This window comes from Klebsiella sp. K-Nf6 (assembly GCF_002806655.1).
Lineage (GTDB): Bacteria > Pseudomonadota > Gammaproteobacteria > Enterobacterales > Enterobacteriaceae > Klebsiella > Klebsiella variicola.
In genome coordinates this window covers 722,174-748,837 of sequence record NZ_PIBN01000001.1, presented here as the reverse complement: position 1 = coordinate 748,837, position 26,664 = coordinate 722,174, and the positions used below count along the sequence as shown (strand labels likewise).

Here is a 26,664-nt window from a genome sequence, read left to right as displayed (position 1 = left end):
TCCCTCGTTTGGCCTCCGGGAGTCTCCCGGAGGCCACGTCCTCAGTCCTCAGAAATCGTAGCCCACGGTGGCCATAACGCTGCGCTCTGCTCCCCAGTAACAGTTGCCGGTGCCGTAGCAGCCGGAAATATACTCGCGGTCGCCGATATTGTTGGCGTTAACCTGCACATAAGCGCCTTTCAGCCCCGGCGACCAGACGCCGAGGTCGGCCCGCATCATGGCATCCATCAACGTGACCGACGGCAGCCGCTCGGTGTTGGTATCATCCGCCCACTGTTTGCCGATATAGCGGACGCCAGCGCCAACGGAGATCCCCGCCGGGAACTGATAACGCGCCCAGAAGGAGGCCATCTGATCCGGGGTCAGCTGCGGCGTGTTGTTGTCGGTACCGTCCTTGGTGTCCTGGAAGCGCAGACGATTCCAGGTATACGAGGCGATAGTACTCAGCTGCGGGGTGATCTGGTGGTGTGCTTCCAGCTCAACGCCCTGGGAATGGACCTTACCCGCCGGAATATAGGTGGCGGTGGCGATGTTCGGGTCGCGGGTGGCGACATCCTTTTGCGTCAGGTCGTAAATTGCGATGCTGTAGAGGTCGCGGCTGCCCGGCGGCTGGAACTTCAGGCCGGCTTCGACCTGCTCGGCGGTGGTCGGTTTCAACGGTTTGCCGTCCGCGCCCGGCAGCATCGCCGGGGTGATCGCCTGGCTGTAGCTCAGATAGGGCGAAAGGCCATTATCCAGGGCGTACAACAGCGAGGCGCGGCCGCTAATATGGTCGTCTGAACGGCGGTTTGAGGTGCCGAAGGTATCGCTGACCTGCTGGGAGACGATGCGGTCGTAGCGAGCGGAAACATCCACATGCCAGCGGTTCCAGACCATCTCATCCTGCAGATACAGCCCGGTCTGGTAGTAGCGGCGATGATTGTCATCGCTGTAGGTGACGGTATGCCCGGTCTGCGCGGTATAGCCGCTAAACGGGTTTAGCGGCGCCGCACCGCCGGCGCCGGTCCACAGATCGTTGCGGAAGCGATGATATTCGGCGCCGAGGATCAGAGTATGCGCCAGGTCGCCAGTATTGAAATCGGCGCGCAGGCGGTTATCGGTTGACCAGCCGTCCAGCGAACCGCGCGAACCGCTGTAGCCGCGGGCCAGCATGTCGCTGTCATCTATCCAGCCGACCTGGTAGACCTGATCGAGGGAGACGTTGGTATGGGTGTAGCTCCCGGCGGAATAGACCGACCAGACGTCGGTGAACTGGTGGTCAAACTCATAGCTGTAGATCTGCTGGCGGCGCTGATAGCCATCTCCCGGATCGCCCTCGTTGGTGCTGGGGGAGAGCTTACGACCATTGTGCGCGTAGCGGGTGCCGTCCAGCGGCAAAGAGCCATGATAGCCGCCGGAAGGATCTTTTTGCAGATAGGCGCGCAGCAGCAGCGAGGTGTCGCTGTCCGGCTGCCATAGCAGGGAAGGTGAAATGGCGTAGCGCTCTTCGCGGGTATGGTCATACTGCGTGTCGCTGCTGCGGGTCATACCGATCAGCCGCCATGCCCACTGCTCGTTGATGGCGTCGGTGTAATCGAAGGCCGCGCCTTTGGTATTTTGCGTACCGCCGGTCAGGCGGACGTGGCCCTGCTGGCTGAACTGCGGGCGTTTGGAGGTCAGGTTGACCACGCCGCCCGGCACGCTCTGCCCGTAGAGCGCGGAGGAGGGGCCGCGGATCACATCGACGCGTTCGATAAACCACGGGTCGATTTGCACAACGTTATGGCTGCCGCCGTCGCTCATCAGGCGCATACCGTCGAGGAACAGGTTATCGACGTCGCCGCCGTGGTAGCCGCGCAGGGAGATGGCGTCGAACCGGGTCGCGCCGCCGCCGAAGCTGGAGTAAACCCCCGGGGTATATTCCAGCGCCTGGCTGATGGTATTCGCCCCTTGGTCCGCCATCTGCTGGCGGGTGACCACCGATACCGACTGGGCGGTGGTGATTAACGGTTGGTCGGTTTTCGTTGCCCCGAGCGAGGTGCTGGCACTGTAGCCTTCAGTCGGCGCGCTGGCGGACGCCGGCGGGCTGGCAGTGACCACCACCGTCTCTTCGGCTTGCGCGGTGAGGGGAAGGGTGACCACGAGGGCGTACAGCAGCCTCGGGCGTTTTCGGGAAATAGCCACGTTCATAAGATCATCCTGAACCAACGCGGTCTGGTACTCCTGTACGCCGCCGCGTGAAAAACGAATCTGTCATTGCTCGTTAAAAAGTAATGCGAATTATTATTGTTTGTATTTATGTGATCAAGCGAAAGGTGACCGGTTCAGGGCGATGGGGGGAGTGACGTGCTTCCCGCGGGCCGCAGAGCGGGGCTGCGCGGGGCCGTAGTCAGCAGGGAGATAACTCCCCCTACTGATTTTGGTAGGGGGAGGGACGGGCCGGAAAAGCGTCAGGCGCCGGTCTTTTGCGCTGCCGCCGGCGCGGGGTCGTTGGCGGCTGGCTTGCTCTGCGCGGAAGGGGCCGCCGCCGGGCGCGTGGCGGGCAGGGCGTCACAGGGTTTCTCCTGCGGGCAGATCAGATCCAGCATCTTCAGGGTGACGCCGTTGGTCCAGCCAAAGCCATCCTGTAGCGGATATTCCCCTCCACCGCCGCCGGTGCCGGTCGAGCTGACGTCATACTTCTCCACCAGCTTTTGCTTGCTGTCATAGGTATGCTGAACGTTGCTCAGGAAGCGCCAGCTGACCTCCATGGCGATCTTTTGTTGGCCGTAGTTTTGCAGGCCCTCGACCGCCACCCACTGCAGCGGCGCCCAGCCGTTCGGGGCGTCCCACTGCTGGCCGCTGTTGACGGTGGTGGTGGTCAGCCCGCCGGGTTTAAGCAGGCGCGACTCAGCGGCGGCGGCCACTTTCGTCGCCCGCTCGCGTGACGCCGCATTGACGTACAGCGGGAACAGCGCCGCCGCGGTCAGCTGATTGCGCACCTTGTGGGTTTTCAGATCGTAATCGGCGTACCATCCCTCTTTATCATTCCACAGATATTTCTCGATGGCCTGCTGGCGGGCGTTAGCCAACGCATCGTACTGCGTAGCGCCAGCGCTGTCCCCGGATGCCTTGCTGGCGCGGGCGAGGGTTTTCTCCAGATGGAACATCAGGGCATTGAGATCGACCGGGACAATCGAGGTGGTGCGAATGGTGGCGAGCTGCTGCGGATTATCCATCCAGCGGGAGCTGAAATCCCAGCCGGAGGCGGCGGCGGAGCGCAGGTCGCGATAGATCTCGGTTGCCGGACGATTCGGGTTGCTTTTGGCGGTTTTGACGTCGTCAAGCCAGGATTCGGGGCGCGGGGTGTCGTTATCGTCCCAGTAGCGGTTGAGCAGCGCGCCGTCCGCCATCCGCACCGCCCGTTTGTCGGCGCTGCCGGGGGCCAGCGCGTCCGCCCCGGCCATCCAGTAGCGATACTCCTTCTCCAGCTGCGGCTGGTAGGTTTTCAGCACCTGGTCGCCATCGTGCGTTGCCAGCAGGCTCACCATAAAGGAGAAGAAGGGGGGCTGCGAACGGCTGAGGTAATAGGTACGGTTGCCGTTGGGGATATGGCCCCAGGTGTCAATTTCCGCGGCGAAGTTGGCGACCATATCTTCGACTTTATCCCAGTGACCGCTTTCGGCAAGACCCAGCATGGTGAAATAGCTGTCCCAGTAATAGACTTCGCGAAAGCGTCCTCCGGGGACCACGTAGGGCTTAGGCAGCGGCAGCAGCGAGTCCCATTTTTCCACCTCGACAGTGCTGCGGGTCAGGACCGGCCACAGGCCATCGATATGTTGACGCAGGGTTTGCCCTTTGGGCGGCACATAGGTGTCATTTTCTTTCGGCAGCGTGAAGTTCAGCTCGACGAAGTGGCGCAGGTCAAAGCTGGCCTGGTTTTTCTGCATCCGGTAATCGGCAAGGATCATCAGCGGATCGCTGTTAGGGATCGCGTCGGCGAAGGTTTTTTGATCGGCAAAGAGCTTCGCGCTCTGGACATCATTGAATAACGGGCCCAGCAGAATATCCGGCGAGGGGGGCGGTGCGGTTTTGCCGTCTTCCGCCTGGACATTCAGGCTCATCAGAGCGAGCAGGGCGCCGCCGATCGCCAGGCGCAGGGAACAGGGCAAAGCAGCGGGACGATGTGCATCAGTACTCGTCATGGGGAGTTCTCCTTATCATTATCGACTGCGGGCCACGACGTTTGGCCATCCAAAAACCTTAGACGAATATCTGCCGCTGCGCGTGTCAGGGGTAACATTTTGCGCGAAAACAGAGGATTTACCTGTCAGGTTTTCTGATACAACCGCCAGCAAAGCGGTTAGGCTTACAGGCAAGCCAACGCGCCCGGGAGCCAGTCATGAATCGACGTCAATTTCTTCTGTTCAGCGCCGCCGCGCTGTCTGCGGCGCGGGGCGCGGCGGCCACTGCTCCGGCGCTGACGCTGCCGCTGTGGCCGGATCAACCGCCGGGCGGAGGCGGGCCGGGGGGCGAGTCTCGGTTATCCGCCCGCGGCGCGCTGAGCCATATCGCTCGTCCTGTGCTGACGGTCTGGCAACCCGCCCGGGCCACTGGCCACGGGGTGCTGGTGGCGGCCGGCGGCGGATACCAGCGGATCGAGATGGGCAGTGAGGCCTGGCCTGCGGCGCACTGGCTGACGGCGCACGGCTATACCGCCTATGTCCTGAGCTACCGCTTGCCGGGGGAGGGCTGGCAGGCCGGTGCGCTGGCGCCGCTGCAGGATGCGCAGCGAGCTCTGCGGCTGATCCGCGCCCGGGAATCGCAGGTCAGCGTGCTCGGTTTTTCGGCGGGGGGACATCTGCTGGGGATGGCCGCCTGTCGGCCGGTGTTCGCCAGCTACCCGCCGGTGGATGCGCTGGACCACCAGCCCGCCACCGCCGACGGCGCCGCGCTGATCTATCCGGTGATCACGCTCCTGCCACCCTGGAGCCATACGGCGACCCATCGTCTGCTGGTGGGGCCGCAGGCGAGCGAGGCGGCCGACCGCGCCTGGTCGGTACAAACCTGGGTGACAACGGCCACGCCGCCCTGTTTCCTGGTGCAGGCAGAGGACGATCCGGTTTCCGATCCGCACAATACGCTGTTGATGGCTGACGCCTGCCGCCAGCATCAGGTTCCGGTGCAGCTTTTCCGCTATACCCGCGGTGGCCATGGCTTTGGTATGGGGCGCCCGGGAACGCCGACGACCGCCTGGCCCACGGCCTACGCCGCCTGGCTGAAGGCGCTGGCGTCCACGATGGCGCAAAAACCGTAGCGCTGCCTCACGACGGTGCAACCGTAGCCGGGCGCGGGCGGCTGTTCTGGCGATTTTTTGCACAACCAGACGGCGGGTCAGAACGGATTTGCACAACGCCGCGGCGGCAGAGGACCTGGCATAATTAATGCTTATCTCTTACCGGGATTACCACAAAGTGAGTACAACCGGAGGGGATAGCCATGATTAAAATTACGCTACCTGACGGGCATTATTATGACGAGATGCTGACCGCGCAGGGTGAACAGCGGCCGCACTATAATGCCTGGTGGCAATGGTTTCGCAACACTGATCAATTCTCTATCCGGCAGAAAAAAGCGCAAGCGGAACTGCTTTTTCACCGTATCGGCATCACCTTTAACGTGTACGGCGAGGATGAGGGAACCGAGCGGCTGATCCCGTTTGATAGTGTGCCGCGGATCATACCCGCCGGGGAGTGGCAGCGCATTGACCGCGGTATTCGCCAGCGGGTGAAAGCGCTGAACGCCTTCCTCTATGACATCTATCATGAGCAGAATATCCTGCGCGCGGGGCTGATCCCGGCCGAGCAGGTGCTGGCCAACGAGCAGTATCAGCCGTGCATGCAGGGCATCAACCTGCCAAACAACACCTATGCCCATATCACCGGCGTCGATATGGTGCGCAATAACGACGGTCAGTACTACGTGCTGGAGGATAACCTGCGTACGCCGTCTGGCGTCTCCTACATGCTCGAAAACCGTAAGATGATGATGCGCCTCTATCCGGAGATGTTCGAACAGCATCACATTGCGCCGGTGGAGCGCTACCCGAGCTACCTCCTGCAGACCCTGCGCGAAAGCTCGCTGGTGGATGACCCTTGCGTCGTGGTGATGACGCCGGGGCGCTTCAACAGCGCCTACTTCGAGCACAGCTTCCTGGCGCAGCAGATGGGGGTCGAGCTGGTGGAGAGCGCCGACCTGTTCATTAAGAACGGCGCGGTGTATATGCGGACCACCGAGGGGCCGCGGCGGGTGGATGTGATTTATCGCCGCATCGATGACGCCTGGCTAGACCCGCTGGCCTTCCGCGCCGATTCGATGCTTGGCGTACCGGGGCTGCTGTCAGTCTATCGCGCCGGCGGCGTGGTGCTGGCCAACGCCATCGGCACCGGCGTCGCCGACGACAAATCAATCTATCCGTACGTTCCGGAGATGATCCGCTTTTACCTCGGCGAACAGCCGATCCTCAGTAATATCCCCACCTGGCAGTGCCGGAAAGCAGAGGACCTGCGCTATGTGCTGAGTAATCTCGAGCTGATGGTGGTCAAGGAGGTCCATGGCGCCGGGGGCTACGGCATGCTGGTTGGCCCGCGTTCGACCAAAGAGGAGCGAGAGGCCTTCCGCCAGCGCCTGCTGGCCAATCCGGCCAACTATATCGCCCAGGACACCCTCGCGCTGTCGACCTGTCCCACCTTCGTTGATGAAGGTCTGTCGCCGCGACATATCGATTTACGGCCCTACGTGCTGTCCGGGCAGGAGATGCGGCTGGTGCCCGGCGGCCTGACCCGCGTGGCGCTGACCGAAGGGTCGCTGGTGGTCAACTCGTCGCAGGGCGGCGGAACCAAGGATACCTGGGTGATGGAGGATGACGCATCATGCTAAGTCGTACGGCGAGTGAACTGTTCTGGATGGCCCGCTATCTCGAGCGGGCGGAAAGCTACGCCCGGGTACTGGACGTGACCTGGAAATTATCGATGATCCCCCGCCACAGCCAGCAGTCGCGGGATCTGGCGCTGCCGCTGAATTTGTCGATGACCCACGAGCTGTTTCAGGCGCGCCATGCCCGTTTTACCATGAGCAACCTGCTCAACTTTTTTGCCCTCGATGGCAACAACCCCTGCAGTATTTACAGCTGCGTGGAGATGGCGTGGAACAATGCGCACGCGGTGCGCGGCAGTCTGTCGGCCGAGGTGTGGGAGAGCATCAACGCCACCCGAATCGAGCTGCGAACCCTGCGCCAGCAGGGGTTGGGCGAACTGGGGAGCGACGGCTTTTTCGAGTGGGTGAAAGAGCGGGTGCATCTGTTTCGCGGGGCGGTGATCGGCACGCTGCTGCGCAACGACGCGCTGAGCTTTATCGGTATCGGCACGCTGATTGAGCGTGCGTTTGCCACCACCCAACTGCTGCTGATTAAGGATCAACAACTGACCAACGACCCGGATCCGGTGCGGGAATACTATCGACTGGATACCTTGCTCAATGCGGTCAGCGCCCGCGAAGCCTACAACAGCCTCTACCGCCAGCCGGTCAGTCGTGAAACGGTGATGGAGCTGCTGATCCTGCGTAACGATATTCCGCGTTCGCTGCGCGCCAGCATTGCCGATCTGGTCGGCGAGCTGGAGAAAATCGCCAACGATCGCTCCTATCAACCGCTGCGCCTGGCCCATCAGCTCAACGTTGACCTGCGCTTCAGCACCCGCGACGACCTGGCGCAGGCGGACCTGCAGACCACCCTTAACGGCCTGCTGGCGAGAATTAACGCGCTGTCCGACAGCATCAGACAAACCTATCTGGAGGCCTTATGAAACTGGTCATCGATCATCTCACCCGCTATGGCTACGATGAAGAAGTGAAGTTTTCCACCCAGTATCTGCGCCTGACGCCGCGCAGTACCGGACGGCAGACCATCACCGCCTGGACGCTGACCCTGCCGGACGGGGCGGCGGTGACCACCACCGACGGCTGGGGCAATGTGCTGCATGTGCTGACGCTGGATAACCCGCACAAGGAGATCACTATCCGCGCCAGCGGGATTGTCGATATCGCCGACGAAGGAGAAGAGACGCGTGATGAAGAGGCTGAGCTGCTGTCGCCGCTGGTTTTTCTGCGCTGTACGCCGCTAACCCGCGCCGATACGGCGATCCGTGAGTTTGCCCAGCGCCTCTATCGTCCCGATGCGGCGGAAGAAAGTCTGAATCAACTGATGGCGGATCTGCTGTTAAGAATGCCATACTCCCCCGGCGCGACCCAGGTGCAGGACTCCGCCGCCGACGCTTTCGCCCGCGCGAAGGGGGTGTGCCAGGATCATACCCATGTTTTTCTGGCCTGCTGCCGCGCACTGGAGATCCCGGCGCGCTACGTCAGCGGCTATGTTTACAGCGATAACGCTCAGCATGTGGCGATGCACGCCTGGGCGGAAGTCTGGCTCGACGGCCGCTGGCTGTCGTTTGATATCACCAATAATACCCGTCGCCTGAATCAGCATTTGCGGCTGGCGACCGGGCTGGATTATCTCGACGCCTGCCCGGTACGGGGCACCCGGCTGGGCGGCGGCGGGGAGATTATGTTAACCAACGCTGAAGTGCGCGAACAAAGCCAGCAGGCGCAGCAGCAATAATACGGGAAAAACCGCAATGACCTACTGTGTGGCCATGTGCCTGGCGGATGGACTGGTGTTTGCTTCCGACTCCCGCACCAACGCGGGCGTCGACCATATTGCCACTTTTAAAAAGCTGCACGTTTTCTATCAGGAGGGGGAACGGGTGCTGGTGCTGCAATCCGCTGGCAACCTGGCCACCACCCAGAGCGTGATAAGCCTGCTCAGCGCGCGCATCCGTACCCAGCAGGAACCGAATCTGATGCAGGTCACCTCCCTCTACGACGCCGCGATGCTGATCGGTAAAACGCTGCTGGAGGTGATCCAGCGCGACAGCAGCAACCAGCAGAACTGCAGTAACACCAACTTCAACTGCAACCTGCTGCTTGGCGGCCAGATCGCCGGCGAAACCCATCGTCTGTTCCATATTTATCCGGAGGGCAACTTTATTGAAGCCACCCGCGACACGCCTTATTTCCAGATCGGTGAAAGCAAGTACGGCAAGCCGATCATCGATCGGGTGCTGACCATCGATACGCCGCTGGAGCAGGCGATGTGCTGCGCGTTGATCTCCATTGACTCGACGCTGCGCAGTAATCTGTCCGTCGGCCTGCCGCTGGATACGCTGCTCTACCGCAGCGGCAGCCTGAGCAGTGCCGGGCAGCATCGCATCACCGACAGCGATCCCTACTTCAACCGCATCCGCAAGGCGTGGTCCGAAGGGCTGTTGCACACCTTCCAGACGCTGCCGACCTGGACCCCAGCGGAGCGGGAAGAGGAGTAGCCCTGGAACACGACGTCGCACGGAGCCCGGCCACACGGAAGATGACCGGCTCCCTTCGCCCTTAGCGCGTCTCCGCCAGCCGCTCGCCGCTGGCGGCATCAAACAGATGCAGGTTTTCGCGGCGGAGAGTCAGCCCCAGCGTCTGCTGCGCCGCGACCGCCACCCTGCCGGCAACCTGCACATGCACCGGAAAACCCTGCCAGTCGAGATGCAGCAGGGTGGATTCCCCCGTCACCTCCATGATGTTTACCGTTGCCGGCGCGCCATGCGCATCCGGCAGAATATCCTGCGGGCGCAGACCGACAATCAGCGGGGCATCGCCCTGCTGCGCCACGGCCTGATGCCAGCGTTCGGCTAGCGGAAACCACAGCGCGCCGCAGGCGACGCCGGGCTGGCCGTCGCGCACGGCGCGCTGACCGGGCAGGAGATTCATCGGCGGGGAGCCGATAAAGCGGGCGACGAAGGTATTGCAGGGCTGGTCGTAAATGGCCAGCGGCGCCCCCTGCTGGACGATCTGCCCGTCGCGCATCACCACAATCTGATCGGCCAGGGTCATCGCCTCCACCTGGTCATGGGTGACATAGATCATGGTGGTATTGATGCGCTGATGAAGGGATTTGATCTCCGCGCGCAGCTCCATCCGTAGCTGGGCGTCAAGGTTCGACAGCGGCTCATCGAACAGGAAAACCTGGGGGTTTCTGACCATGGCCCGGCCCATCGCCACCCGCTGGCGCTGGCCGCCGGAGAGCGCACGCGGATAGCGAGCCAGCAGTTTATCAATCCCCAGCAGGCTGGCGACCTGCTGCACTTTGCTTTTCTGTAACTGCTTATCCACCTTTTTGACCTGCATATGAAAGGCGAGATTTTCCGCCACCGTCAGGTGGGGGTAGAGCGCGTAGCTCTGAAAGACCATCGCCACATCGCGGTCGGCCGGATCCAGATCGTTGACCGGCCGCTTGTTCATCAGAATGGTGCCGCCGGAAAGCGTTTCGAGACCGGCCAGCAGGCGCAGCAGGGTCGACTTGCCGCATCCGGAAGGACCCACCAGCACGGTAAAGCTGCCGTCGGGGATGGTGAGGTCCAGCGGCTGGAGCACCGTCTGTTTGCCGTAGCGCTTGGCGACATCGATCAGTTCAACACTGGCCATCGGTGGCCTCCTCAAGGTGATGTTGCAGGGTATGCCAGTCGGGATAGCGGCGGGGGGAGGTGCCGATCGCCTGCGCGGCGACGGTATTTCCCCAGCGCAGCGCGGCCGCCGCAGGTTTACCGCTCAGCAGTGCGGCAAGGAATCCTGCGTTAAAGCTGTCGCCAGCCCCGATGGTATCGATCACGGTGACTGGCCGGGTCGGCGCATGGTGATGGCCGTCGGTCGTCCAGCAGTCCGCGCCGTCGGCGCCGCGCTTCACCACGCACCCGCCGCGGCCGCTGAGCCGTGCCGCCAGGGCTGTGGCGGCTTCGGCGAGGGTCAGGTGGCCGGCCAGCTGCAGGGTTTCAAGGTCGTTGAGCAACAGCCAGTCGCAGTCGCCCAGCCAGCGGTCGACCTCATGACGCAGCGGGTCGCTCCAGCCCTGAGGTGGCCAGCCGGTATCGACGGCGAGGGTAAACCCGCGCTGGCGGAGCGTGGCGAGCAGCTGCGGATAGTCGGACAGCAGCCCGGTACAGAGAAAGGTACCGCAGAGCAACACGATATCGCCCTCGCCAGCGGCGGCCGGCAGCTGGCTCAGCACATCCCCGGCGGTCAGGCGGGTAATATGTCCGTGGTTGCTGAGGAAGGAGCGTTCTTTGTTGGGATGGGTGATCGCCACCGTCAGCGAAGTTTCACAGGGATACTGCGGCCAGCGATCGCTGCCGCCGGGAAACTGTGCCGCCAGCCATGGAGTAAACGCGTCGTCGCCCTGACAGCCGACCGCGCAGTGCGGAAGCTGCATGGCGGCGGCGGCCAGCGCGCAGTTGCCGGCAGATCCGCCGGGCCGCAGCGCGCTGTGCTCGAGCATCATCTCAGTCCCCTGGGCAGGCCAGTGGGTCAGGGTTCCCATCACTAAATCAATATTGTAATTGCCCACGATATAGATCACAGGTGTCCTGGTGTTATCCATAGTTATCCTTTACTTCCCCCGTTGGTGAGGCCGCTGACCAGCGATTTTTGCAACCAGATAGCAATCAACAGCGGAGGGACTGAGGCCAGTATGCCGACCGCCGCCACCAGTCCGTCATCGGTGGCGCGGCCGGCGGTGAAGCCGGCGATGGTCACCGGCAGCGTTTGGGCGGCGAGGTTGCTGGTGAACAGTAGCGCATAGAAAAACTCGTCCCACGCCAGCAGCCAGCCGAACAGCGCGGCGGCGCCAAGCATCGGTTTCGCCAGCGGTAGAGTGATACGCAGCAGGACCTGCCAGATGCGCAGACCGTCAAGCCGGGCCGCCTGCTCGATATCCTGCGGCAGGGTATCGAACTGATTTTTGACCATCCACGTCAGAAACGGCACGATCAGCGAGCAGTAGACCAGCACCAGCCCGCTGCGGGTGTTGAGCAGGCCAAAGTGTTCAAGAATAAAATAGAGCGGCAGCACAAAGGCCACGGGCGGCACCATATAGATGCCGAGGCCGGCGTACAGCCAGCCGTCGCGGCCGGGATAACGCGAAAAGCTGAAGGCGGCGGGGATCGCCAGCAACAGCGACACCAGCGTCGCGCCGGCGGCCACCAGCAGGCTGTTGCCCAGCGCGGGAAGAAACAGCGCCCCGGGTTCGCCAGGGGCCAGCGACAGCAGGTGGCCATAGCGGCTGAAGTCCCACTGCCGCGGGAGCCATTCCAGCGGGACGCGGGTGAGGTCCGCGGTGGTGCTGACGCTCATCAAAAACAGCCACAGCATCGGGGCGAGGATCGAGATCGCCACCGCCAGCGCCGCCAGGTAACGCAGCACGATGTACCCTTTACGCTTCATCATCAACACTCCGGCGCCGCTGACGCAGCAGCAAAAACAGATACAGGGCTATCAGCACGGCGCACATCAGGCTCATCAGCATGGCGTAGGCCGCGCCGCTGCCGGCGCGCAGGTAGCTGAAGGACTCCTGATAAACAAAAAAGCTCAGCGTTTTGGTGCTGTCGAGCGGGCCGCCGCGGGTCATCACATAGATAATGTCGAACACTTTGAAGGCATCGATGGTGCGTAGCACCAGCGCGACGCCAAGGGGACCCACAATGGCCGGAAAGGTAATGGCGCGAAAACGCCGCCAGGCCGAGGCGCCGTCGAGCCGCGCCGCCTCGTACAGATCGTCGGGAACGGACTGCAGGGCGGCCAGCACCAGCAGGGTGACCAGCGGGTAGTTTTTCCAGATATCCGCCAGCATCACCGCGTGCAGCGCAGAATCCGGCGAGCCCAGCCAGCTGCGATAGCTGTCAATCAGCCCCAACTGGCTGAGCAGGGCATTAACGCTGCCATAGTCGGGATTAAAGTTAAGCCGCCACATCATGGCGTTGACGATAGTCGGCAACGCCCACGGCAGGATCACCAGCACCCGCAGGACATTTCGCCCGACAAAACGCTGATTCAACAACAGCGCCACCAGTATGCCGATCGCCCCCTCAATCGCCACCGAGACCACGGTGAAATAGAGCGTTCGCGCGAAGGCCGCGCGAAAGTCCGGGTCGGTCAGGGCATAAAGATAATTATCCAGCCAGACGTAGTGGGTCGCCTCGCCGCTTCCCGCCAGCGCAGTATCGGTAAAACTCAGCCACAGCGTGCGCGCCAGCGGCCATGCGGTGAGGATAAACATCGCGATAAGCATGGGCGCTAACAGCACCCATGCCTGACGATGCTCGCGTCGTTGCAGACTCAGCATCATGCCTCCTTAACGCAGACGGGCCGCGCTGGTGTCGACCGCCTTGAGGGCGACGTCGGGCGTGGCTTTACCCTGCAGTACTGACTGAAGCTGCTGTTGCAGGGTATTTGACAGGCGCGAGTAATCTGCCGTTTCGGGACGAGAAAGCATCACGTTCAACGACTTGTCGGCGGCGGCGATCAGGCTCTCCTGGCCTTTGGCAACGGCAGGATCCTGGTACGAGGCTTTCCACACCGGCAAGCTCAGTTTGGCATACTTGTCCTGTACCGGCTGGGAAGTCAGATAGTGAATATACTGCCAGGCCTCTTCCGGATGCTGACTGGCTTTGGCGATGCCCAGCCCCATTGAACCGTTGACGGCGCCGGGTTTATCCGGGGTATCGCCTGGGGCGGGGACAATACCCACATCACCTGCGACTTTACTCTGTTTCGGATCGTTGGCCATGTTGTACATATAGGTCCAGTTGAGCGCAAAGGCGGCGTCGCCATTGGAGAAAGCCTTACGCACATCCTCCTCAAGGTATTCACGTGAGGCCGGGTTGCTCAACCCCTGATCGAGCGAGGTTTTCATCAGCGTGACCGCTTTCAGCGAGGCGGGCGTCGAAAAATCGAGCTTGCCGTTCTGGTAGAAGCTCCCGCCGAAGCCGGAGACGAGGGTGGTGTAATCGCAGACCAGCGCTTCCGCTTGCGACCAGCTCCAGACCAGAGGATATTTAACGATCCCTTTGTCCTTAAGTACTTTGGCGTCGTCCATCACCTGCTGCCAGCTGGCAGGCGGTGTTTTGATCCCCGCTTTGTCCAGCATGGCTTTGTTGTAGTACAGATATTTGGTGTCGAGGATCCATGGCATGCCGAGGGTTTTGCCTTGATACACCACGGTATTCATCGCCCCGGGGAAAATCTTCTCACGCTCGTCGGCGGCAATCCGTGAGGAGACATCCTGCAGCAGATCGAAGCGGCTAAACTCTGCCGGCCAGATCGCGTCGAACAGCACCACATCGTAGCCGTTACCCCCCGCGCCGCGGGCGGCGACGATCTTGTCGTGCAGCGCTTCATAGGGGACGAATTCGAGATTGACCTTCACGTCAGGGTGTTGCTTTTCGAAGTCACTGGTCATCGCGCGAATGTCGTTTTCGCTATAGGCCGCCTGGGTCATGAACAGGGCATTAATCTGGGTCGCTGCGCTGACGCTCCCGCTGATAACGAGCATCGCCAGCAGACAGGCGTTGACCCGTAGTGCGCTGTGGTATTTCATCTTTGCTCTCCGCTGTGCTGTACTGAAAGGGGTTATGATTTATTAAATCAATTTGATTGATTTAATCAGGGCGACACTATCGGCAACATCTCCCGAGTGGCCCCAGCACTAAGCGTAGCAAAGGGTATGCCATCGCGAAGGCTCGCCTGCGCGGGTCGTCGTCAGATCTGTGATGCCGGCTAAAATTTCACCAGTCCAGCCTGGAAGGGAAACGATGAAAACATCAGGTACAAACCTTGAACATGCCCGGGTCCATAACCGCCGGGTAATCATTGAGGCGGTGCGTTTACATGGCGAGCTGACCCGCGCCGAGCTGGCGCGGCTGACCGCGCTGACCCCGCAGACCGTGTCGAATATTGTGGCGGAGCTGGAGCAGATGGATCTCCTGACCAGCCACCAACCGCGGCGCGCCAGCGGCCGTGGACAGCCAGCGGTGCCGGTGAGCCTCAATCCCGCCAGCGCCTGGTCAATTGGCATCCATCTTGATCATCAGACGCTGATTGTGGTGCTGGTGGATCTGGCCGGCGAGGTCCATTTTCGCCGACTCATTCTGGTGCAAAAGCCCCAGCCTGGTGCGACCTTTGCCCGCCTCGCTGAGGTGCTGGATGAGATCCGTGCGCTGCCGACGCTGGACTGGTCGCGGGTGCTGGGAATGGGGGTCGTGATGCCGGGGCCGTTTGGCGTGGAAGGGATCTCGTCGACGGGGCCCACGACGCTCAACGGCTGGGAAGGGGTCGACGTAGCGGCGGAGCTCGGGCGACTCAGCGGCCTGCCGGTGACCCTCGAAAACGACGCCACGGTGGCCGCCATTGGCGAACGCTTTCACGGCGTGGCGCGGCAGCTCAACTCTTTTGTCTATCTCTATATTGGCACCGGTCTGGGCGCCGGTATTTTTACCGATGGTCATGTGTATACCGGCCATGCCCATAACGCCGGTGAGGTCGGGCATATCGTGGTCGCGCCGAACGGTCGCCCTTGCTATTGCGGGAATGAGGGATGCCTTGAGCGCTATGTTTCGCTGCAGGCGGCCTATGAGTTTTGCGGCCTCGACCCCTATCGCGCGCTGCCGGAAGATCTGCTGTCGGTGGACGCTGCGCTTTTCGACCAGTGGATCACCAGCATCCTGGCGCCGTTGCGTCAGGCGATCAATTTGCTGGAGTGCGTCTTCGATGCCGAGACGGTGGTGGTGGGCGGTATGATGCCCGCCCCCTTGCTGGAGAAAGTGCTGGCGCGGCTGCCGCCGCTGTATCAGTCTGTGCGCGGGCGTTACCTGCCGGCGCAGCGTGTCAAAATGGGGATGACCGGCACCGATACCGCCGCGCTGGGCGCCGCTGCGCTGCCAATCTTTGATGAATTTAATCCGCAGTTTCAGGTGTTGATGAAAGCGGTGAATACAAACGCGCTTTTTGGCAAAGCTAAGTAAATTAAATACTTTGTTATTTAACGTGTTATCTCACATCTTCGGAGGGAATGAGGCAACAGGGCAAGGTATCGGAAGTGACGGAAAAGAAGACGGCTGTCTATGTGGATGACCAACAGCGCATCCTGATCCGCCAGCTGGCGCGCAGCTGGCTGTGGCGCAGCGAGCTGCCGACATGGCTGCTGATAGTGACGGTTTACGGCGGCTGGTTTGCCTGCGTGGCGGGCTGGCAGACGCTGGGTTTGATGCCGGCCACGCTGCTGCTGATCTGGTTTACCACCTGGTATATGTCCTTACAGCACGAGCTTATCCATGGGCATCCCACCCGGCTGGCATGGTTTAACCAGCTGTTGGGGACGCTGCCGCTGGCGGTCTGGTATCCCTATGGCATCTACCGCGACAGCCACCTGGCGCACCATCGCAACCATCTGCTGACGCACCCCGAGGACGACCCTGAATCGTACTATGTGACGGCGGAAAGCTGGCAGCGCTTCTCTGCCTGGCAGCGCCGCCTTATCCACCTGCGCAACACCTTCTGGGGGCGTCTGCTGCTGGCGCCGCTGATGGATATTATTCATACCCTGAACAGCGCGCTGCGGGCTTTCCGCGAGGGTGACCGCCGCGCTATCGCCATGTGGAGTCTGCATCTGTTGCTGCTGACGGGCCTGCTGACCTGGATGGCGGCGCAGGGTTTTTCCCCACTGTGGTTTGTGCTGGCGGTGAGCTACCCGGCGCTGGCCCTGACCAAAGTGCGCTCTTTTCTCGAACACCGCGCCGCGGATGACCCGCTGGCCCGCTCGGTGATCAACGAGGCCGGGCTCCCCTGGCGGGTGCTGTTCCTCAATCTCAATTACCATGCGGTGCATCATGACCTGCCCGGCGTCCCCTGGTACGGTTTACGTCGGCTGTATCTGCATCGCCAGACGGCTTATCTGCAGCGTAATCAGGGGTTCCTGGTGCGCGGGTACGGTGAGTGGCGACGCCATTTTGGCCGCCGGGCGGTGGCGGTGAACGCCCATCCGGGCTTTGGCGAGCAGGCGCAAGCGGGAGGAGAACATGGCTGAACGTATGACCTTTCCGATGTATGCCATCCACCGTCAACAGACCCAGGCCCTGTGGCAGGCGGTGCAGTCGCTGCTGGCCGAACGCGGCGTGACGGTGACGGGAGACCCTCCGGCGGCTGACCCCGAGGATCTGCTGGACCACTGGCGCCAGCCGACGCTGTTGCTGAGCCAGACCTGCGGCTACCCGCTGGTGACCCAGCTGCCGGAGGTGCAGACGGTGGGCTGTTTCCACTATGCCGCGCCCGGTTGTGAAGGGCGCCGCTACCGCAGCCTGTTGGTGGTCCGCGAAACGGATAGTCACCGGATGCTGGGGGACTTTTTTGGCCGTCGGGCCGTGTGCAATGCCGAGCACTCGCAGTCCGGCTACAACGTGCTGCGTAAAATGGTCGCGCCGCTCTCCCGGGAGGGGCGATTTTTTTCGGCGGTGGTGTTCAGCGGCAGCCATCGGCAGTCGCTGCGCGAGCTGCAGAAGGAAAACGCCGATATCGCCGCCATAGACTGCGTGACCTACGCGCTGCTGCAGCGCCATCAGCCGCAGGCCCTGGCAGGCCTGGTGGCGATCGGCTGGAGCCCGGCCGCGCCAGGGCTGCCGCTGATCACCGCCGGCGCCACCCCGGCGGCGACGCTGAATAGCCTGCGCGAGGCGCTCCAGCAGTTGGTGAGCGATGCGCGCTATCGTCCTCTGTGCGACGCCTTACTGATCTGCGGCTACAGCGATATGCCGCGGGAGGCCTATGCGCCGCTGCTGGCGTGGCGGGATGAGGCCGCGGCGCTGGGAGTCAGCCAGCTATAGGTAAAATGCCCCGGCCAGCGATCTGTGCCGGGGCGGGCCTCGTCGGGCTACGGCGCGGTGAAGCGGTTTTCCACCGCGGGCAGACCGAGCTTTTCACGCAGGGTGCCGGGTGGATAGCGATCGCGCATAACGCCGTTACGCTGCAGAATCGGCACCACCTGGTCAACAAAGCGGTCAAAGTCTCCCGGCAGCAGCGGGAACATCAGGTTGAACCCATCAGCGGCGCCCGCCTGCCAGGTCTCCGTTAAGGTGGCGGCAATCTCCTCGGCGCTGCCCAGCAGCAGCCAGCTATCGGAACTCTGTAATAACAATTTCCCCAACTCCAGCAGGGTGAGCCGCGGATCGTACTGGCGGATAAGCTTCAGCGCCGTGCGGATGCCATCAAAGCTCTCTTCATCGGGGAGCGGCGGCAGGGGTTGGTCCCGTGGCAGGGTGCTGAGATCCATCCGAAGATAAGAGGAGAGCAGGTCGATAGCCATCTGGTCGCTCATCAGCTGCTCGTTAAGCTGCTGGCGGGCCGCCTTTTCCTCGCTGGAATTCACCACCACTGGCAGGACCCCGGCGATAATTTTGAAATGGGCCGGATCTCGCCCGTGCTGACGCAGCCGCTGGTTCATCTCTTCGCGATAGGCCAGCCCCTCGGCGATCGAGTGAATAAACACGAAGTGCATATCAGACCAGGCGGCGGCCAGCGCTTTTCCCGCCTCTGAAGAGCCAGCCTGCACCAGCAGCGGATGGCCCTGCGGCGGGCGAGGGACGTTGAGCGGGCCGCGCACGCGAAAGTACTCGCCCTGATAGTCGAGGTGATGCACCTTGCCGGCATCGGCGAATAATCCGTGCGCTTTATCGAAGATCGCCGCGCCATCTTCCCAGGAATCCCACAGGCGAGTGACCACGTCGATGAATTCATTGGCCCGCTGGTAGCGGGTGCCGTGGCGGGGAAGCTGCTCCAGACCGAAGTTTGCCGCCTCTTCTTCCAGCCACGACGTCACCACATTCCAGCTGGCCCGGCCATTGCTGAGGAAATCCAGCGAGGCAAAGTAGCGCGCCAGGTTATAGGGTTCGTTATAGGAGGTCGACGCGGTGGCCATCAGACCGATATGCTCCGTCACCGCGGCGAGGGCGGAGAGCAGCGTCAGGGGTTCAAGCCGGGCGTTGGCATAGTGGGTCAGGCCGCTGGGCACCGTATCCCACACCGCGATATGATCGGCGACAAAGATAGCGTCCAGGGTCGCCGCTTCGGCCTTGCGCGCCAGACTGGCGTAATAGTTGAGGGTAAATATTTCCGCTTCTGGTGCGTCAGGGTGACGCCAGGAGAAACGGTAATCCCCCTGCGGGTTATAAAAGAACAGGTTCAGGATCATGTGTCGGGTAGACATAGCGTGGACTCGCGGCTGAACGCCATCCGTGGCGGGGTGACGGTCAGTGTTGGGGGAGGTTGGCATTAACCCATTGCTCGGCGACGGCTGCCGGATCTTTATGCTGGAGATCCACCTGCTGGTTGAGGGCAATCAGCGTGGCATTGTCCAGCTTGCCGGAAACCTCATTGAGCACGGCGCTGATCTCCGGCGTCAGGCTGGCTTTGCGCACCAGCGGCACCACGTTCTGACTCGGTTGCTCATGTTTATCATCTTCCAGAACCACCCATTTCTCCTTCGCCAGGTTGCCCTGGGTGGAGACGACCGTCGCGACGTCGATTTTGCCCGAATTGAGCGCCAGCCGGGTCAGCGGTCCGCCCATGTCCAGCGATTTCACCGCTTTGAACTCAAGACCATAGACGCGCTTCAGCCCCGGCAGGCCCAGGGCGCGTACCGCCAGCTCCGGTGGTCCGCCGATCACCAGCTGCGGGGCGACGGGCTTCAGGTCGGAGAGGGTGCGCAGATGGTATTTCTCCGCGGTCTCGGCACGTACCGCCCAGGCGGTGATCGAAGTGGCCGGGGCCGGGGTCAACAGGGTGAAATCGGCGGGCAGGGCCTGGGCCAGCTCAGCGCTAACGGCCTGCTGGCTGGTGGCCTCGGTTTTGCCGTTATAAAAATTGAGCAGAGCGCCAAGATATTCCGGGACGATATCAATCTCACCGCTCTGCAGCGCCGGAATAATAATTTCCCGGTTGCCAAGGTTGAGACGGGTGTTGGCCTCGATATGATTTTTCTTTAACGCGCTGGCGTAGATGTTGGCGAGAATGGAGCTTTCGGTAAAGTTGGCCCCGCCCACCGTGACGCTGGCGGCAAGGCTGCTAACGCTCAGGCTGAATAGCCCGGCAGCCAGCAGCGAGAGACGAAATCGACGGGCGGTGACGGCCTTGCCAAATAATTGCTTCATAATACCTCTTTTATTTTCAGGTTAATCAGCCCCAGGCGCTGGGGTCATGTCAGTTTCACGCTAATAAGGCGCGGCAATACGGCGATGAACCAGGCGGCCGGCGCAGCGGGCGAAAAGCAGTTCACCGCCTATCGCCAGCAGGGAAACCACCAGCGAGCCGCCGATCACCTGCGGGATATCCCGCTGCCCGAGTCCGTCGATCAGAAAACGTCCCAGCCCACCCAGACCGGCATAGGCCGCGACCACCGCCGTGGCGATAAGCTGAACCAGCGCCGTGCGCACCCCGGCGAGGATCAGTGGCGCCGCCAGCGGGATCCGCACCTGCCACAGGCTTTGCCAGGGGGTCATGCCCAGCGCGATGGCCGCATCGCACAGTGGACGGTCGGCGTGATAAATCCCCACCCAGGTGTTAGTGAGAATGGGCGGGATCGAGAGCGCGATAAGCGCCGCCAGCACCGGGATATCGTTAAAGCCAAAAACAATGATGCATAATAAAATCAGCCCTAACGACGGAATGGCGCGGCCGAGATTAAACAGGTTGATCACCACAAAGGCGCCTTTGCGCCAGTAGCCCAGCGCAATGCCGAGCGGCAGGGCAATGGCGCAGGCCACGGCCATACTGACCAGCACGTAATAAAGGTGTTGGCCGAGGCGCAGCAAGATGCCCTCGTCACCCAGCCAGTGCTCCGGCTGGGTTAGCCAGTGAAAGGTGGCGAGAAGCAGCGTCATCATTCGGTCCACGGCGTTAGCCAGTCGCCAAGACGGGCAATCAGCCCGTCAAAGACCAGCGACAGGAGCAGGCTCAGGACCAGGCTAACGACAATCGGCGTCAGAAAGTCCTGATTAAAACCCGCCAGCAGCAGCTGCCCCAGCCCGCCCTGGCCGATCAGCGCCGTGACGGTGACCAGGCCGACCAGCGTCACCGAGGCAATGCGCAGCCCGGCAAACAGAGAGGGCAGCAGCAGCCACAGCTCGATATCGAAGAAGCGGAACCCGCGGGTGTAGCCGAGCGCCCGCGCGGACTCCAGCGCCGCCTGCGGCAGCTTCTCCATGCCTGCCAGCACGTTGCGCAGCAGGATCAGCAGGGAGTACAGCGTCAGGCCAATCAGCGAGGTGGTCAGCGACAGCCCGGTAAACGGCAGCAATAAAATAAACAGCGCCAGCGAGGGAATGGTAAAGAGCACGCCGCACAGGGTGATGAGCGGCTGCGCCGTCGCGGGCCAGCGTAAGGTCACCGCTAACAGGCCGCCGGTGAGCAGGGAGCCGAAAAGCAGGGCCAGCAGGACCATCCGCGCATGCTGCCAGAGCAGATCGCCGATCATCGCGCGGTTATCGATAACCCAACCCCAGTCAATCATGAGATCGCACCCCCACCGCGCCGTCGAGCACCTGCTGCAGCAGGGTGTGGGATACCGCCCCCTGGTATTGTCCTTCGTCATCCACATGCACCAGCACGCCGGTCGCCACGTCGAGCAGCGCGCTGTAGGCAAAACGCAGGCTGTGGCTGCTGGCGAGCGGGCGCTCCACCGGCAGGGTGAGGCCCCGCTGCGGATCAAACCAGTGCAGCGGGCGTCGCTGGCGGTCAAGCACCAGACGCAACGGGCTGGCCAGCGGTGGATGGGCGCTGGCGATCGGCGTCAGCGCTTCGTCGAGCAGGGGGACATCGTGACGCGGCAGCTGGCCGACCTGTATCATGCCCAGCCGCTTCAGATTGGGTTCCGGGCCAATAAAGCGGCGCACGAACTCGCTCGCCGGGTGGGCCAGAATACGGTCGGGGGTATCAAACTGCGCCAGCACGCCGCCTTCCTGGAAAATGGCGATTTTATCGCCGAGGCGGATCGCTTCATTGATGTCGTGGGTCACTAATACAATGGTTTTCTGCAGCCGCTGCTGCAGGAGCAAGAGCTCATCCTGAAGGCGTTCGCGGACCACCGGGTCGATGGCGGCGAAAGGCTCATCCATCAGTAAAATGGGCGGATCGGCGGCGATAGCGCGGGCGATGGCCACACGCCCCTGCTGGCCGCCGGAGAGCTGATGCGGATAGCGGTGCAGCAGATGACTATCGAGCGACATCAGCGCCACCAGTTCGTCAATCCGCGCGCGGATCCGCGCTTTGCTCCAGCCCGCCAGCCGCGGCACGGTAGCGATATTTTGCGCCACGGTACGATGGGGAAAGAGCGCAGCGCTTTGCATCACGCAGCCGATCTGGCGGCGGATCTGGATAATATCAGCGTCAGCGAGGCGGACGCCCTGAATATAGACGTCGCCGCTGTCGGGAATATCCAGCTGGTTAATCATCCGCAGGATAGTCGTTTTTCCGCAGCCGCTCGGGCCGACGAAGGTACAGAATTCGCCATGATCAATATCCAGACTGAGGTCGCGAATGGCTGGCTGGGCGCTGCCTGGATAGGTTTTAAAAAGATGCGCTAATTTTATCATGGCGGAATTTAACACTCTGAATAATAAAGTCCTGACCCGGATAAACTGGCGCCGGGATCCTGGCTCAAACTACAGAGCGCCTGCGGGGAGGGCAAATACGTTATTTGCATTTGCATAGTGAAAAGCTGGTTAATCATCTGCGGCGGAAGCGAGGCCAGGCCGTTGTTTTATGGATTTGTGATCGGCAACACAAATGACTCTCCATTGGCCGCCGTAAAAGATAAATTACCAGGGTTGATTTTAATCAAAGTATGACCGACTGTAAGATGGCGAAAAAAAGCAGCGCCGTCCGCCGCCAAGAAAAACAAGATTGTGAATTTAATGTTTCTTTGGTGTAAATAATGACCGCGCATTTTCCCCAACCGCTGGGGATAAAATGTGATGCCCAACCGGCTTGTCATTAAATAACGGCGTTTATTACGTCTGCTTTTTATTGTTTACAGCATTAATTTAATTTTGGGATTTTCCACCAGCCTGACAGTGATGGTCGAATAGCGTACAAAAGGCGTATTTTTTATCGTCATTTTAGCGGCGCTGTTATCGCCATCAATTATTTTTATCCCCGCATTCGCGCACGCCGAAAGTCGCATAAAGAATACTCATTTTTATTATAACTTAATGATTTTAGTGTTTTTATTTTTGTTGGCGAAGTCTGGCTATCCGCCGCGGCGGAGCCTTTGTGAGAGCTCTCACATAACCCGGCAATCGCGATTTGTTACACTTTCCGCCGTCAACAAAGGAATGAAAGTGAGACGCGATGAATACTTTTTCTCTGCCTAAAACACAGCATCTGGTGGTTTTCCAGGAAGTGATCCGCAGCGGGTCAATCGGGGCCGGAGCAAAAGTGTTAGGACTCACTCAGCCGGCGGTCAGTAAAATCATTGGTGACATGGAAAGTTATTTTGGCAGCGAATTAATCGTCCGGCGAAATACCGGCGTCTCGCTCACCGAGGCCGGGCAGGTATTTCTCAACTGGTCAGAAGCGATCACCCGTGAAATGAAAAATATGGTCAATGAAATGAATGCTCTGACCAACAGCGCGGTGGTGGATGTCTCCTTTGGTTTCCCTTCGCTGGTCGGGTTTACCTTTATGTCGGAGATGGTGCATCAGTTTAAAATGACCTTCCCGAAGGCGCGGGTATCGATGTATGAAGCGCAGCTCTCCGCTTTTTTACCGGCGATCCGCGACGGGCGTCTCGACTTCGCCATCGGGACGCTGAGTGATGAGATGAAACTGCAGGACCTGCACGTCGAGCCGCTGTTTGAGTCTGAGTTTGTGCTGGTGGCGAACCGGGCGCGGATCGGCAACGGCACCGTCCGCCTGGCCTCGCTCCAGCATGAGCAGTGGGTGCTGCCGGAGACCAATATGGGCTATTACAGCGAACTGCTGGCCACCCTGCAGCGCAGCGGCATCCGCCGCGAAAATATCGTCAATACCGATTCGGTGGTGACGATCTATAACCTGGTACTCAATGCCGATTTTCTGACGGTGATCCCCTGCGACATGACCACGCCGTTCGGCTCGAGTCAGTTTGTCACCATCCCCATTAAAGAGGCCTTGCCGGTAGCGCGCTATGCGGCGGTATGGTCGAAGAATTACCGGCTTAAAACCGCGGCGGCGTCGCTGGTGGAGATGGCGAAACAGTACTCTTCGGGGCAGGGCAACCGCCACTGGCAGCCAATAGAAATTGCCTGACTGATATTGATTAAATAACCCAACACACTTCCTCGCTGTTATCAGCAGGATGACGCCCGGTCATTGACTTTATATTAAGATACAGAGGCCATCATGCATATTACCTACGATCTTCCGGTATCCATTGACGATATTCTCGAGGCGAAGCAACGCCTGGCGGGAAAAATATATAAAACGGGTATGCCCCGCTCGAATTATTTTAGCGAACGCTGCCAGGGGGAAATATTCCTTAAATTCGAAAATATGCAGCGCACGGGATCATTTAAAATCCGTGGCGCCTTTAATAAGCTCTGCGGTTTAACCGCGGCGGAAAAACGCAAAGGGGTGGTGGCCTGTTCGGCGGGCAACCATGCGCAGGGGGTCTCGCTCTCCTGCGCCATGCTCGGCATTGACGGGAAAGTGGTGATGCCGAAAGGGGCGCCGAAATCGAAAGTCGCCGCCACCTGCGATTATTCGGCAGAGGTAGTCCTGCATGGCGATAACTTTAACGATACCCTCGCCAAAGCCAGCGATATTGTTGAACTTGAGGGGCGTATTTTTATTCCCCCCTATGACGACCCGCAGGTGATTGCCGGGCAGGGAACGATTGGTCTCGAAATATTAGAAGATCTGTATGACGTGGATAATGTCATCGTGCCGATTGGCGGCGGGGGATTAATTGCCGGCATCGCGATTGCGATTAAATCCATTAACCCGACGATCCGCATTATTGGCGTGCAGTCAGAAAATGTTCACGGGATGGCCGCCTCCTGGTATGCCGGGGAGATCACCAGCCATCGCCACGCCGGCACCTTAGCCGATGGTTGCGATGTCGCCCGGCCAGGGAAACTGACTTATGAAATCGCCCGCCAGCTGGTGGATGACATCGTCCTGGTCAGTGAGGACGACATTCGCCAGAGCATGGTCGCCTTAATTCAGCGCAATAAAGTGATCACCGAAGGGGCCGGGGCGTTGGCCTGCGCCGCGTTATTAAGCGGCAAACTAGACAGCTATATCCAGAACCGCAAAACGGTCAGCCTGATTTCCGGGGGCAATATCGATCTCTCGCGGGTATCGCAAATTACGGGTTTTGTTGACGCTTAATTCAATACATAAGTGAGGACAGGATATGAGTACGACTGAGAGCATTGCATCCAGCCAGACAAGCCTTTCGTCCTGGCGTAAATCTGACACCACCTGGACCCTGGGCCTGTTTGGCACCGCTATCGGCGCCGGGGTGCTGTTTTTCCCTATTCGCGCTGGCTTCGGCGGGCTGATCCCGATCCTGGTGATGCTGGTGCTGGCCTATCCCATCGCCTTTTATTGCCATCGGGCGCTGGCCCGGCTATGCCTGTCGGGGGCTAACCCCTCCGGCAATATCACCGAAACGGTGGAAGAGCATTTTGGCAAAACCGGCGGGGTGGTGATCACCTTTCTGTACTTCTTCGCCATTTGCCCGCTGCTGTGGATTTATGGCGTCACGATCACCAATACCTTTATGACCTTCTGGGAGAACCAGCTGCAGATGCCGGCCCTCAACCGCGGGGTGGTGGCGCTGCTCCTGCTGCTGCTGATGGCGTTTGTCATCTGGTTTGGTAAAGACCTGATGGTCAAGGTGATGAGCTATCTGGTGTGGCCGTTTATCGCCAGCCTGGTGGTGATCTCCCTGTCCCTGATCCCTTACTGGAATAGCGCGGTGATTGACCAGGTCAACCTCAGCGATATCGCCTTAACCGGTCACGACGGCATTCTGGTGACGGTATGGCTGGGCATCTCCATCATGGTGTTCTCCTTTAACTTCTCGCCGATCGTCTCCTCATTTGTGGTCTCCAAACGCGAAGAGTATGAAGCGCAGTTTGGCCGGGAGTATACCGAACGCAAATGCTCACAGATCATCTCCCGGGCCAGCATGCTGATGGTGGCGGTGGTGATGTTCTTCGCCTTCAGCTGCCTGTTTACCCTCTCGCCGCAGAACATGGCGGACGCCAAGGCGCAAAATATCCCGGTGCTCTCCTATCTGGCGAACCACTTTGCCTCGATGTCGGGCACCAAATCCACGTTTGCCACCCTGCTGGAGTATGGCGCGTCGATCATCGCCCTGGTGGCCATCTTCAAATCGTTCTTCGGCCACTATCTCGGCACCCTCGAGGGGCTGAACGGTCTGATCCTGCGCTTCGGCTATAAAGGGGATAAAACCCGGGTCTCCAGCGGCAAGCTCAATACCCTGAGCATGGTGTTCATCATGGGCTCGACCTGGGTGGTGGCGTATGCCAACCCCAATATCCTCGACCTGATTGAGGCCATGGGCGCGCCAATTATCGCCTCGCTGCTGTGCCTGCTGCCGATGTACGCCATTCATAAAGCGCCTTCGCTGGCCAAATACCGTGGACGTCTCGATAACCTCTTTGTGACCGCCATTGGTCTGCTGACCATCCTCAACATCGTTTACAAACTGTTCTAATCCGG

At 60.7% G+C, this 26,664-nt stretch carries 23 protein-coding genes; 11 read left to right on the top strand and 12 right to left on the bottom strand.

Annotated features, from left to right (window positions below; genetic code table 11):
- Positions 1-48: 48 nt before the first annotated feature.
- Both CWM61_RS03665 and CWM61_RS03660 read right to left on the bottom strand, forming a co-directional pair.
- Positions 49-2,169, bottom strand: a complete 2,121-nt coding sequence (locus CWM61_RS03665; protein ID WP_100630710.1) for a TonB-dependent siderophore receptor — start codon at positions 2,167-2,169, stop codon at positions 49-51.
- Positions 2,170-2,429: 260 nt separating this feature from the next.
- Positions 2,430-4,163 carry an alpha,alpha-trehalase gene (locus tag CWM61_RS03660; RefSeq protein WP_100630709.1) on the bottom strand — a complete coding sequence of 578 codons (1,734 nt, stop codon included), beginning with the start codon at positions 4,161-4,163 and terminating at the stop codon, positions 2,430-2,432.
- Positions 4,164-4,360: 197 nt separating this feature from the next.
- On the opposite strand from CWM61_RS03660, the gene CWM61_RS03655 reads away from it, so the two are divergent.
- The 5 genes from CWM61_RS03655 to CWM61_RS03635 all read left to right on the top strand — a co-directional run bounded on the left by CWM61_RS03655 (position 4,361) and on the right by CWM61_RS03635 (position 9,395).
- The gene (locus CWM61_RS03655; protein WP_074385484.1) at positions 4,361-5,275 is read left to right on the top strand and encodes an alpha/beta hydrolase; all 915 of its coding nucleotides are present in this window, start codon (positions 4,361-4,363) and stop codon (positions 5,273-5,275) included.
- 182 nt (positions 5,276-5,457) lie between these two features.
- Positions 5,458-6,897: a circularly permuted type 2 ATP-grasp protein gene (locus CWM61_RS03650; protein ID WP_004180417.1), complete on the top strand. Its 1,440-nt coding sequence runs from the start codon at positions 5,458-5,460 to the stop codon at positions 6,895-6,897.
- Complete coding sequence (locus tag CWM61_RS03645; protein ID WP_002910835.1) at positions 6,891-7,820, top strand: alpha-E domain-containing protein; 930 nt, start codon at positions 6,891-6,893, stop codon at positions 7,818-7,820. Before CWM61_RS03650 ends, CWM61_RS03645 begins: the two co-directional genes overlap by 7 nt.
- Positions 7,817-8,632, top strand: a complete 816-nt coding sequence (locus tag CWM61_RS03640) for a transglutaminase family protein (protein WP_061154154.1) — start codon at positions 7,817-7,819, stop codon at positions 8,630-8,632. The genes CWM61_RS03645 and CWM61_RS03640 overlap by 4 nt, the downstream gene beginning before the upstream one ends.
- A gap of 16 nt (positions 8,633-8,648) precedes the next feature.
- Positions 8,649-9,395 (top strand): proteasome-type protease, encoded by a 747-nt coding sequence (locus CWM61_RS03635; protein ID WP_100630708.1) that lies wholly within the window; start codon positions 8,649-8,651, stop codon positions 9,393-9,395.
- A 61-nt stretch (positions 9,396-9,456) separates the two neighbouring features.
- Here the strand turns inward: CWM61_RS03635 and CWM61_RS03630 are convergent, their stop codons facing one another.
- From CWM61_RS03630 to CWM61_RS03610, 5 genes are read right to left on the bottom strand one after another with little or no spacing between them, the layout of a single operon-like run.
- Complete coding sequence (locus CWM61_RS03630) at positions 9,457-10,542, bottom strand: ABC transporter ATP-binding protein (RefSeq protein ID WP_008804321.1); 1,086 nt, start codon at positions 10,540-10,542, stop codon at positions 9,457-9,459.
- Positions 10,529-11,491: a carbohydrate kinase family protein gene (locus CWM61_RS03625; protein ID WP_100630707.1), complete on the bottom strand. Its 963-nt coding sequence runs from the start codon at positions 11,489-11,491 to the stop codon at positions 10,529-10,531. The genes CWM61_RS03630 and CWM61_RS03625 overlap by 14 nt, the downstream gene beginning before the upstream one ends.
- 2 nt (positions 11,492-11,493) lie before the next feature.
- The gene (locus CWM61_RS03620) at positions 11,494-12,333 is read right to left on the bottom strand and encodes a carbohydrate ABC transporter permease (RefSeq protein WP_008804323.1); all 840 of its coding nucleotides are present in this window, start codon (positions 12,331-12,333) and stop codon (positions 11,494-11,496) included.
- The gene (locus tag CWM61_RS03615) at positions 12,323-13,231 is read right to left on the bottom strand and encodes a carbohydrate ABC transporter permease (protein WP_060619410.1); all 909 of its coding nucleotides are present in this window, start codon (positions 13,229-13,231) and stop codon (positions 12,323-12,325) included. The genes CWM61_RS03620 and CWM61_RS03615 overlap by 11 nt, the downstream gene beginning before the upstream one ends.
- Before the next feature lie 9 nt (positions 13,232-13,240).
- Positions 13,241-14,485 carry an extracellular solute-binding protein gene (locus tag CWM61_RS03610; RefSeq protein ID WP_008804325.1) on the bottom strand — a complete coding sequence of 415 codons (1,245 nt, stop codon included), beginning with the start codon at positions 14,483-14,485 and terminating at the stop codon, positions 13,241-13,243.
- A gap of 214 nt (positions 14,486-14,699) precedes the next feature.
- Between CWM61_RS03610 and CWM61_RS03605 the strand changes: the two genes are divergently transcribed.
- The 3 genes from CWM61_RS03605 to CWM61_RS03595 all read left to right on the top strand — a co-directional run bounded on the left by CWM61_RS03605 (position 14,700) and on the right by CWM61_RS03595 (position 17,762).
- Complete coding sequence (locus tag CWM61_RS03605) at positions 14,700-15,908, top strand: ROK family transcriptional regulator (protein WP_032733255.1); 1,209 nt, start codon at positions 14,700-14,702, stop codon at positions 15,906-15,908.
- Between the two features lie 74 nt (positions 15,909-15,982).
- Positions 15,983-16,969, top strand: coding sequence for a fatty acid desaturase (locus tag CWM61_RS03600; protein WP_165784163.1), 987 nt, complete (start codon positions 15,983-15,985; stop codon positions 16,967-16,969).
- A complete protein-coding gene (locus tag CWM61_RS03595) occupies positions 16,962-17,762 on the top strand; it encodes a phosphate/phosphite/phosphonate ABC transporter substrate-binding protein (protein WP_100630706.1) in 801 nt (266 codons plus the stop codon). The genes CWM61_RS03600 and CWM61_RS03595 overlap by 8 nt, the downstream gene beginning before the upstream one ends.
- 47 nt (positions 17,763-17,809) lie before the next feature.
- On the opposite strand, the gene CWM61_RS03590 is transcribed toward CWM61_RS03595, so the two are convergent.
- Genes CWM61_RS03590 through CWM61_RS03570 form a run of 5 tightly spaced genes read right to left on the bottom strand, consistent with a single transcriptional unit; the run spans position 17,810 to position 22,523 of the window.
- On the bottom strand, positions 17,810-19,126 hold the full coding sequence (locus tag CWM61_RS03590) for an LLM class flavin-dependent oxidoreductase (RefSeq protein WP_227520638.1): 1,317 nt from the start codon (positions 19,124-19,126) through the stop codon (positions 17,810-17,812).
- Between the two features lie 58 nt (positions 19,127-19,184).
- Positions 19,185-20,084, bottom strand: coding sequence for an ABC transporter substrate-binding protein (locus CWM61_RS03585; RefSeq protein ID WP_074385491.1), 900 nt, complete (start codon positions 20,082-20,084; stop codon positions 19,185-19,187).
- 60 nt (positions 20,085-20,144) lie between these two features.
- Entirely contained in the window at positions 20,145-20,813 is a 669-nt protein-coding gene (locus CWM61_RS03580; protein ID WP_004203269.1) for an ABC transporter permease, read from the bottom strand.
- A complete protein-coding gene (locus tag CWM61_RS03575; RefSeq protein WP_074385493.1) occupies positions 20,813-21,442 on the bottom strand; it encodes an ABC transporter permease in 630 nt (209 codons plus the stop codon). The genes CWM61_RS03580 and CWM61_RS03575 overlap by 1 nt, the downstream gene beginning before the upstream one ends.
- Positions 21,435-22,523, bottom strand: coding sequence for an ABC transporter ATP-binding protein (locus CWM61_RS03570; RefSeq protein WP_100630705.1), 1,089 nt, complete (start codon positions 22,521-22,523; stop codon positions 21,435-21,437). The genes CWM61_RS03575 and CWM61_RS03570 overlap by 8 nt, the downstream gene beginning before the upstream one ends.
- Positions 22,524-23,280: 757 nt before the next feature.
- On the opposite strand from CWM61_RS03570, the gene tdcA reads away from it, so the two are divergent.
- The 3 genes from tdcA (at position 23,281) to tdcC (ending at position 26,659) form a co-directional block, all read left to right on the top strand.
- Positions 23,281-24,219, top strand: coding sequence for a transcriptional regulator TdcA (gene tdcA / locus CWM61_RS03560; RefSeq protein WP_100630704.1), 939 nt, complete (start codon positions 23,281-23,283; stop codon positions 24,217-24,219).
- 93 nt (positions 24,220-24,312) lie between these two features.
- Positions 24,313-25,302: a bifunctional threonine ammonia-lyase/L-serine ammonia-lyase TdcB gene (gene tdcB / locus CWM61_RS03555; RefSeq protein WP_002910762.1), complete on the top strand. Its 990-nt coding sequence runs from the start codon at positions 24,313-24,315 to the stop codon at positions 25,300-25,302.
- Between the two features lie 25 nt (positions 25,303-25,327).
- Complete coding sequence (tdcC, locus tag CWM61_RS03550; protein ID WP_087653771.1) at positions 25,328-26,659, top strand: threonine/serine transporter TdcC; 1,332 nt, start codon at positions 25,328-25,330, stop codon at positions 26,657-26,659.
- Positions 26,660-26,664: the final 5 nt, after the last annotated feature.

Bases quoted from the DNA above. Each gene is read 5' to 3' on its own strand.
- CWM61_RS03665 (WP_100630710.1), bottom strand. From the start codon at position 2,169: ATGAACGTGGCTATTTCCCGAAAACGCCCGAGGCTGCTGTACGCCCTC.
- CWM61_RS03660 (WP_100630709.1), bottom strand. From the start codon at position 4,163: ATGACGAGTACTGATGCACATCGTCCCGCTGCTTTGCCCTGTTCCCTG.
- CWM61_RS03655 (WP_074385484.1), top strand. From the start codon at position 4,361: ATGAATCGACGTCAATTTCTTCTGTTCAGCGCCGCCGCGCTGTCTGCG.
- CWM61_RS03650 (WP_004180417.1), top strand. From the start codon at position 5,458: ATGATTAAAATTACGCTACCTGACGGGCATTATTATGACGAGATGCTG.
- CWM61_RS03645 (WP_002910835.1), top strand. From the start codon at position 6,891: ATGCTAAGTCGTACGGCGAGTGAACTGTTCTGGATGGCCCGCTATCTC.
- CWM61_RS03640 (WP_061154154.1), top strand. From the start codon at position 7,817: ATGAAACTGGTCATCGATCATCTCACCCGCTATGGCTACGATGAAGAA.
- CWM61_RS03635 (WP_100630708.1), top strand. From the start codon at position 8,649: ATGACCTACTGTGTGGCCATGTGCCTGGCGGATGGACTGGTGTTTGCT.
- CWM61_RS03630 (WP_008804321.1), bottom strand. From the start codon at position 10,542: ATGGCCAGTGTTGAACTGATCGATGTCGCCAAGCGCTACGGCAAACAG.
- CWM61_RS03625 (WP_100630707.1), bottom strand. From the start codon at position 11,491: ATGGATAACACCAGGACACCTGTGATCTATATCGTGGGCAATTACAAT.
- CWM61_RS03620 (WP_008804323.1), bottom strand. From the start codon at position 12,333: ATGAAGCGTAAAGGGTACATCGTGCTGCGTTACCTGGCGGCGCTGGCG.
- CWM61_RS03615 (WP_060619410.1), bottom strand. From the start codon at position 13,231: ATGCTGAGTCTGCAACGACGCGAGCATCGTCAGGCATGGGTGCTGTTA.
- CWM61_RS03610 (WP_008804325.1), bottom strand. From the start codon at position 14,485: ATGAAATACCACAGCGCACTACGGGTCAACGCCTGTCTGCTGGCGATG.
- CWM61_RS03605 (WP_032733255.1), top strand. From the start codon at position 14,700: ATGAAAACATCAGGTACAAACCTTGAACATGCCCGGGTCCATAACCGC.
- CWM61_RS03595 (WP_100630706.1), top strand. From the start codon at position 16,962: ATGGCTGAACGTATGACCTTTCCGATGTATGCCATCCACCGTCAACAG.
- CWM61_RS03590 (WP_227520638.1), bottom strand. From the start codon at position 19,126: ATGATCCTGAACCTGTTCTTTTATAACCCGCAGGGGGATTACCGTTTC.
- CWM61_RS03585 (WP_074385491.1), bottom strand. From the start codon at position 20,084: ATGAAGCAATTATTTGGCAAGGCCGTCACCGCCCGTCGATTTCGTCTC.
- CWM61_RS03580 (WP_004203269.1), bottom strand. From the start codon at position 20,813: ATGACGCTGCTTCTCGCCACCTTTCACTGGCTAACCCAGCCGGAGCAC.
- CWM61_RS03575 (WP_074385493.1), bottom strand. From the start codon at position 21,442: ATGATTGACTGGGGTTGGGTTATCGATAACCGCGCGATGATCGGCGAT.
- CWM61_RS03570 (WP_100630705.1), bottom strand. From the start codon at position 22,523: ATGATAAAATTAGCGCATCTTTTTAAAACCTATCCAGGCAGCGCCCAG.
- tdcA (WP_100630704.1), top strand. From the start codon at position 23,281: ATGAATACTTTTTCTCTGCCTAAAACACAGCATCTGGTGGTTTTCCAG.
- tdcB (WP_002910762.1), top strand. From the start codon at position 24,313: ATGCATATTACCTACGATCTTCCGGTATCCATTGACGATATTCTCGAG.
- tdcC (WP_087653771.1), top strand. From the start codon at position 25,328: ATGAGTACGACTGAGAGCATTGCATCCAGCCAGACAAGCCTTTCGTCC.